Annotated in this window: 8 protein-coding genes; 5 read left to right on the top strand and 3 right to left on the bottom strand. The window is 29.8% G+C overall.

Annotated elements, in window-relative coordinates; all coding sequences use genetic code 4:
- Nucleotides 1-459 precede the first annotated feature (459 nt).
- Entirely contained in the window at nt 460-621 is a 162-nt protein-coding gene (locus tag JV175_RS03450; RefSeq protein WP_205499588.1) for a hypothetical protein, read from the bottom strand.
- A gap of 226 nt (nt 622-847) precedes the next feature.
- On the opposite strand from JV175_RS03450, the gene gyrB reads away from it, so the two are divergent.
- The 3 genes from gyrB to JV175_RS03435 are packed head-to-tail and all read left to right on the top strand — an operon-like array spanning nt 848 to nt 4,986.
- Nucleotides 848-2,794, top strand: coding sequence for a DNA topoisomerase (ATP-hydrolyzing) subunit B (gene gyrB, locus JV175_RS03445; RefSeq protein ID WP_205499587.1), 1,947 nt, complete (start codon nt 848-850; stop codon nt 2,792-2,794).
- 7 nt (nt 2,795-2,801) lie between these two features.
- Complete coding sequence (locus JV175_RS03440; RefSeq protein ID WP_205499586.1) at nt 2,802-3,560, top strand: phosphotransferase; 759 nt, start codon at nt 2,802-2,804, stop codon at nt 3,558-3,560.
- Nucleotides 3,538-4,986, top strand: a complete 1,449-nt coding sequence (locus tag JV175_RS03435) for a hypothetical protein (protein ID WP_205499585.1) — start codon at nt 3,538-3,540, stop codon at nt 4,984-4,986. The genes JV175_RS03440 and JV175_RS03435 overlap by 23 nt, the downstream gene beginning before the upstream one ends.
- Before the next feature lie 23 nt (nt 4,987-5,009).
- Here the strand turns inward: JV175_RS03435 and JV175_RS03430 are convergent, their stop codons facing one another.
- The gene (locus JV175_RS03430) at nt 5,010-5,489 is read right to left on the bottom strand and encodes a hypothetical protein (protein WP_205499584.1); all 480 of its coding nucleotides are present in this window, start codon (nt 5,487-5,489) and stop codon (nt 5,010-5,012) included.
- A gap of 58 nt (nt 5,490-5,547) precedes the next feature.
- Between JV175_RS03430 and JV175_RS03425 the strand changes: the two genes are divergently transcribed.
- Nucleotides 5,548-6,351, top strand: a complete 804-nt coding sequence (locus tag JV175_RS03425; RefSeq protein WP_205499583.1) for a hypothetical protein — start codon at nt 5,548-5,550, stop codon at nt 6,349-6,351.
- A gap of 9 nt (nt 6,352-6,360) precedes the next feature.
- Nucleotides 6,361-6,687 (top strand): hypothetical protein, encoded by a 327-nt coding sequence (locus tag JV175_RS03420; RefSeq protein ID WP_205499582.1) that lies wholly within the window; start codon nt 6,361-6,363, stop codon nt 6,685-6,687.
- Nucleotides 6,688-6,779: 92 nt separating this feature from the next.
- Here the strand turns inward: JV175_RS03420 and tuf are convergent, their stop codons facing one another.
- Nucleotides 6,780-7,967, bottom strand: coding sequence for an elongation factor Tu (tuf, locus tag JV175_RS03415; protein ID WP_205499581.1), 1,188 nt, complete (start codon nt 7,965-7,967; stop codon nt 6,780-6,782).

Below are 7,967 nucleotides of genomic sequence, written 5' to 3'. Positions count from 1 at the left end.
ATATCATAAGCAGGCGATGTTATACCTACAAAATCTGAATATGAAAAACCGTATTGATATGAAGATAAGTGATTAACAAAATCACCTTTTTCAATTTTTTTATAGTTTTTAATTGTTATTTCACTAGTGTGAATATCTAAATTTCTTGGAATCATTCCATCTCTTTTAAAGGTGGATAAAATTTGTAACTCCGGATACCCTTTATCGGAAATAAAATCAAAAATGTTGGAAAAATTATCATTTTTTCAATTTTCTTTATACTCTCTAAATCTTATTTTAGGAACATTCTTATTTTTTATATTATTGTGTGAACCATTTGAAGAAAAATTAGAGTCTTGAGTATCTTCATCAGTATTTAGGAATACTAATTCAGTACTTTCTAAGTAACCGTTTTTTGTGTTTCTAGATACTACAAATCTGTAGTTTTCATGATCACGAAGATTGCTTATTGTTTGGCATCTAATATATATATATATATATATTAGCAGCTATTTTTTGTCATGCGTTTAAACTTCTAATATTAGTGAATTTAAAATCAAAATTATCAAAAGAATCAAAATGTGATTTTACATTTTGAAATAAATGTGAGTTAATTATTTTTAATCTAGTGTTATTACTCATTAATTTTCCTTTTAACAATAAAATTATAATGTTTTTTATAGAATAATGGGGGCTAATATTAAAAACAAATGTCTGATTTTAATGAAAAATGACTGAATTTTAATGATTTTTTACTATATTTTTCTGATTTTTTCTCTTCTTTTCTCAATATGCTTTAATAAATATTATTTATTAAAAATTAAGGTAAAATTTATATATAAAGATTATTCTTTTGAAAGGTAGTAATATGGAAAATAATCAAAATCTAAAAGAATATAACGCAAGTAGTATTGAAGTACTAAAGGGTTTAGATCCAGTTAGAAAAAGACCTGGAATGTATATCGGAAGTATTGGTTTCAAAGGTTTACACCACATGATCTGAGAAATTCTGGATAACTCTGTCGATGAAGCATTAGCAGGTTTTTGTGACACAATAACAATTAATCTGTATCCAGATAATTTTGTTGAAATAATTGATAATGGTCGAGGAATTCCTGTTGATACACACCCAGGTACTGGTTTAAGTGTTGTTGAAACAGTATTCACCGTTCTTCACGCAGGGGGAAAATTTAACTCAGATACATATAAAGTTAGTGGTGGGCTACACGGAGTTGGAGCCAGTGTTGTTAATGCACTAAGTGAAGAATTTGAAGTTTGAGTAACCAAAAATGAAAAAGTCTATTATCAAAAATTTATTAATGGTGGCCAAAAAGTCGATGAACTAAAAGTTATCGCTGAAGCTAAGGGGCAACATAATGGTACAAGAGTTAAATTTAAACCTGATTTTACAATTATGGAGCCTAATGACTTTAGTTTTTCAATCATTAATGACCATGCAAAACAAACAGCTTACTTAAATAAAGGTTTAAAAATTGTTATTAATGACAATATTAAAAACGTAAGTAAAGAATATTGTTTTGAAGGTGGAATTGTTGATTATGTTAATGAACTTTCAAAAGGTAAAAAAATCATTAACACTGAAGTAATTTATGCTGAAGGAAGTTTTAAAGATTCGCGTTCTGGTGAGGATGCAAGTGAAGTAAGTGTTGAAGTTGCTATGCAATACAACGAAGGGTACTCAAGCAGTATTGTTTCATACGCTAATAATATTTCTACCAATGAAGGTGGAACACACGAACAAGGATTCAACGATTGTTTAACACGTGTGTTCAATCACTATGGTGAAGAAAATAAAATGTTCAAAAACGATAAAGAAAGAATTTCAAAAGAAGATATTCGTGAAGGTTTAATTGCAATTATTTCAATTAAACACGCTGATCCTATTTTTGAAGGTCAAACTAAAGGTAAACTAGAAAATAAAGATGCTCGTATTGCGACAAATAAAGTTTTAAGTGATACTCTTGAAAGATTCATGGCTGAAAACCCTGCAATCGCCAAACAAATTGTTGAAAAATGTATCCGCTCACAACAAGCTCGTTTGGCAGCTAAAGCAGCTAGTGAAGCTAGTCGTAAAAAAGATGGACATGAATTTGGAAATCTTCCTGGTAAATTAGCAGATTGTTCAACAAAAAATGCTGAATTAACTGAATTATTTATTGTCGAAGGGAACTCAGCTGGTGGTAGTGCTAAAATGGGTCGTGATCGTGCCATTCAAGCTATCTTACCTTTACGTGGAAAAGTTATTAATGCTGAAAAAAATGGAATCAGAAACGTCTTAGAAAATAAAGAAATTGGAACTTTAATTCACGCTCTTGGAACCGGAATTAGAGAAGAATTTAATATCAACAAATTAAGATATCATAAAATTGTTATCATGACTGACGCCGACGTCGATGGTGCTCACATTACAACTTTACTTCTAACGTTCTTCTATCGTTACATGCGTCCTTTAATTGAATATGGTTTTGTTTATCTTGCTCAACCTCCTTTATACAAAATCAGTTATGGAAAGAGCGTTCATTACGCTTACAACGATAAACAAAAAGAAGAAATTCTTGCTTCAATCGACAAGTCAAAGGTTTCAATTCAACGTTACAAAGGGCTAGGGGAAATGGATCCTGAACAACTTTGAGAAACAACAATGAATCCTGAAAATCGTCGCATGCTACAAGTTCAAATTGAAGATGTAGCAGCTGCTGATACAGTCTTTACAACACTTATGGGTGAAGAAGTTGAACCTCGTCGTGAATTTGTTCAAGAAAATGCTAAATATGCATCAAATATCGATTTCTAGAAAATAAATGAAAAAATTAATTCCCAATCAAGGTTTTACAAATAAAACCTTTTTTGATGATGAAAAAAACTATTTTATTAAAGAAAAACGATATGATGAATTTAATCACAAGATTGATTATAAAATCTTAAACAAATTTACTTTTAGCCCAAAAGTTTACGAAGATAATGAAAAAGAATTAGTAACCGAATTCATTAAAGGTAAACAACCAGCACTTGATAAATCAACTCTTGTTAAAATTGGTAAACAACTTATTGAAATTCATAACTCTCGCCTTAACTTTCCTGCTAATAATCTGGCAAGAAGATTTAAAGTTTACCGTCAAATGGTCAAAGAAAACGGAAGAAAGATTGAAGTTTTAGATAAATATTTTAAAAAAATCAATTTATTTTTAAAAAATATTGATAATTCCGCTCCATGTCACAATGATTTATGACTATTTAATTTCATTGAAGATGAAAACAAAAATATTTTCATTGCTGATTGGGAATATGCAAGTATGGGTGATGTCCACTTTGATCTTGCTTATTTTATAGAATCACAAAACTTAACTCCAGAGCAAGAACAATGATTATACGAAGGATATGGTGATGATTTTGAACCTTACTATGTCTTTATTCATAAAATTTTAGTCAATGCTTTAATCATTCTTTGAATCAACAAACATCCTGTAAAACCTTTTGATGATAGTTTATACATAAATCGTGTGCAAGCATATTTTGATAAGCTTGAGGAGGTTAAAGTTGCTACAAGACAAGTTGAATAAAAATGAAACAAGATTAATTCAAGAAGAATTAACCAAAGTTTTTGGTCCTGTTATCAGTGAAAATATCACTGATTTACATTTTTTTTACGAAGGATATCGCAATAAAACATATAAAGCAAAATACCGTGACAAATGAGTACAAGTAAGAATACCAAAATCAGACGACAATAGCGGAATTTTTGAAGAAAAACTTGCAAGTGTTTTTAAAGATTATCTTTTCTATAAAGATGGTTTTTTAATTAAACAATGACACGATGGTCAGGATTTAACAAAAATTAAAATCAACAAAACCATTACTAAGAATTTAATATATCGTGTTAAAGAAATTCATAAAATGAAATTGAAAGTTCCGTCTTTTAATTGATATGAATTCAAAATTAATGACCCTAAATATGATCTTATTTTAAAAAAATACAGTAATGAAGATTTAGTTTTTTCACACAATAATTTAAAGCGTTCAAATATTATTGTTAATAGTCTAGGAAGAGTTAAAGTCATTGATTATGATAAATGTTTTTACAACCATCCTGCAGTCGATGTTGTAATGATGCATATTAATTTAGGAATCTCTAAAGATTTTTTATGTGATGAGTTTAATTTAAGTGATGAAGAATTTGATGATTTTGTTTATGTAGTAAAGGCTTTTGAAAAAGCTGCATTCGAACAATTTTATTCACATTTAGACACACCCTTACCCAAAATTTCTCGTTCTTTACAACCTTTCCAAACTAAGACATATAATTATCAATCAAGCTTTATTGTTCAAAAGGTAAAGGATGGTTTTAGTAATCGCTTAAGCACTGAAAAACTTAACTATTTTTACTTCGTTCCTGTATGTGTTTTTGAAGATGACAAAATTATTATTTGACGTTGAATGGAATCAAATTCAACAACATTTATTACTGAGCGTAAAATTCGTTCTATTGCAAGAGCAATTAAAATATTACACTCATCAAAAGTAGATTTTCCACCTTCAATAATCATTAATAAAATGAATAAATATATTCAAAGAATTGGTAATGAAGCAATCAAAAATGATTTTGACTCAGTGTTCATTAACAATATTAAAAAATGAATTGCACAATTTGATTTTTCTTCAAATTGTCACAACTCTCTTTCATTAGACAATATCTTCTTTTCTAAGAACCAAAGTGTTTTTATCACTCAATGAGATATGGCATCAAAAGGCGATCCTTACCTAGATATTGCTACTCTTTTTGAAAACATGGGTTGAAATCCAGAACAAGAAAATATCTTTTGAAAAACATATGATAAAAAATGTCCAAAGGATTTCATTAAATATCGTATCGTTGTACAATTTTTAGCTTATCTAACCAACAAACTAAAACTAGATGATGAATTCCAATCACGTATCAACCAAAAACGAATTAAAGACCTTATTTTCAGTCTCAATAATCAAGAATAAAAAAGTCAGCGCTTGCTGACTTTTTAATCAAACTTTATGAAAAAATAGCGGCTTGAATCAATGCTTATACCATGAAAAGAAGCGTTTGTATTAATCTTGTTGTGCACAATCAAACCTTGAATAACAATATAATTTTTTTTAGGATTAAGATTATTTAGAATAAAAACTAAACGATGATTTTTAATATCCATTTTGGGTAAATTTACAAGATAATATTTTTGAATTTCTTCGTTTTCAAAAGCTTTTCTTAGCGGCTGCGGATCATTTTGTTCTTCGAAATAGTTTAATTTTTCTTTTAAAAGATTATAAAATTTTTCTCGAGAAATGTCTTTTGTATAAGCTGTTTTTTTAGTTGAAAATTGTGATCAAATTGAATCAATAACTTCATTAGATAAGTCAATCTTAGTACTCTCTGGTTTTTTAACATCATGACACGCAGTAGCGACTAAGAAAACCGGTAAAAAGCTACAAACAGTAGAACACAGTAAAAAATATTTTTTCATCTTCGTACCCTTATATAATAAGTTTAATATATATAGTAATTAATATATAATTTATTCTATGAAAAAAAATAATAAGACAAAAAATAAAAATTTCCTGTCGTGATTAATGTTTATTGGGCTTGGTTTATGTTTTGCTGGAATTATTGTTATTCCAATTGCTCTAAAAGCTACACAAGTTAAACCAGACAAAAAAGAGGTTTTTGCAAATTATCTTGATGCTTCTTCAGATACTTTCCAAGATAAAGACTTACAAATTCAAGAAGAACAAGACGTTGTAAAAATTCAGTCAAGGGGTTTTGATTTAATTAATCTTGCAAAAATTTCTAAACCAATCGATTCACAAAAAGCTGGGTTTTCAAAACCATCAATAAAATTTAGTTTTAAGGACTTTTTAATCGGTTCACAATTAAGACAAGATTTTGGGGATTGAGAAATAAAAACATATGAAAACCTTCAAAATGAAATATCTTTTGATACAAATACAAAAAGTTTTACTGCATCAGAGATAAACAATGAATGAGAATTTGAGTATGATTTAACTGACTTTATTAAAACATACAGCAGCGATAATTCAAAAATTGATACTTTTAATAAATTCGTTAATTCTGTTGATCACTTCGCTTTTGATTCAACATACGTCTTCAAAAATGAAAGTAAAAATGTTTTATACCAACAATTTTCACAATTTAGTGAAGTTGATTACTTCAAATCTCTTAAAGATTTAGAAAAAATGGAAACAAATCAAGCATTGAGAGATTTAAAAATTTCAGCATTTAAATTTAAAATCAAAGTTATTTATAATCCTCAAACTTTTGAAATCGAACACTTACTATTTAATAATATTTTAGAACTACAAAAATAAGGAGTTAATATGAATATTGACAAAAATGAAGCTTTAAAAGCATGAGAAGATGTGTTTGGAAGCCAAGAATTTGCAAATGATTTTGCCGGAAGACAAATGCAAAAATCTGAGTATCAAAATAATAATTCTGAGTTTGGTTGAATGATTGACAATCTTTTTCCAACTTCAAAAAATAATTCTCAAAACGCTCTTATTATTTTAAACATTAAAACCTCGACTGAAAAAGGTAGTGCAGGAACATTTAAAGCCAATAATAGAATCTTCCAAATTATTAAAGCACAAGATAAAAGCGCTAATCTACCATACGAATTATTTGAAATTGTTGATGAAGACTAAAAAACCAGCATCTTGCAGGTTTTTTATTTTCTTTTTTTTCCAAATTAATATAAAAAAAACATTCCATAAAGGAATGTCTTTTTTGTGAATTATTATTTTAGAACTTCTGTAACTGTTCCAGCTCCAACTGTTCTTCCACCTTCACGAATTGAGAATTTTGTTCCATTTTCTACAGCGATAGGAGCGATTAGTGTAACAACTAAGTCAACGTTTTCTCCTGGAACAACCATTTCACGTCCATCTGTGAATTTAATTCCACCTGTAACGTCTGTTGTACGGAAGTAGAATTGTGGTTTGTAGTGTTCGAAGAATGGTGTGTGACGTCCCCCTTCTTCTTTTTTAAGAGCATAGATAGCAGCTTTGAATTCTGTATGTGGAATAATTGTTTTAGGTTTTGCTAAAACTTGTCCACGTTGTACGTCATCACGGTCAACTCCACGTAGTAATAACCCAGCGTTGTCCCCTGCCATAGCTTCTTTAAGGTTTTTACGGAACATTTCGATTCCTGTAACAACTGTTTTTTTAGTTGGTTTTAGTCCAACGATTTCAACTTCTTCGTTTAATTGAAGTTGTCCACGTTCAACTCTACCTGTTGCAACTGTTCCACGTCCTGTAATTGTGAAAACGTCTTCAACAGCCATTAAGAATGGTTTGTCAGTTTCTCTTGGAGGTTCGTCGATTCAAGCATCAACTGCATTCATTAATTCCATGATTGCTTCTTCATATTTAGCATCTCCTTGAAGAGCTTTAAGAGCAGATCCACGGATAACTGGTGTGTTATCTCCATCAAATTCGTATGATGATAGTAGGTCACGAATATCCATTTCAACTAAGTCGATGATTTCTTCTTCACCTTCTAGCATGTCAACTTTATTTAAGAAAACAACCATTTTTGGAACTCCAACTTGTTTTGAAAGTAGGATGTGTTCACGTGTTTGAGGCATAGCACCATCTGTAGCAGCAACTACTAAGATAGCTCCATCCATTTGTGCAGCTCCAGTAATCATGTTTTTAACGTAGTCAGCGTGACCTGGACAGTCAACGTGTGCATAGTGACGTTTTTCTGTGTTGTATTCGATGTGAGCTGTGTTAATTGTAATTCCACGTTCTTTTTCTTCTGGTGCATTATCGATAGAAGCATAATCACGAGCTTCTGATAGACCTTTTTTAGATAAAACTGTTGCAATAGCAGCTGTTAATGTTGTTTTACCGTGGTCAACGTGTCCGATTGTACCAATGTTAACGTGAGCTTTTGAACGATCAAAATCTAATTTTGCCAT

Origin of the sequence: [Mycoplasma] gypis (assembly GCF_016924775.1) — a bacterium.
Lineage (GTDB): Bacteria > Bacillota_I > Bacilli_A > Mycoplasmatales > Metamycoplasmataceae > Metamycoplasma > Metamycoplasma gypis.
The sequence above is the reverse complement of the archived record's forward strand: the minus strand, read 5'-3'. Positions and strand labels throughout refer to the sequence as shown.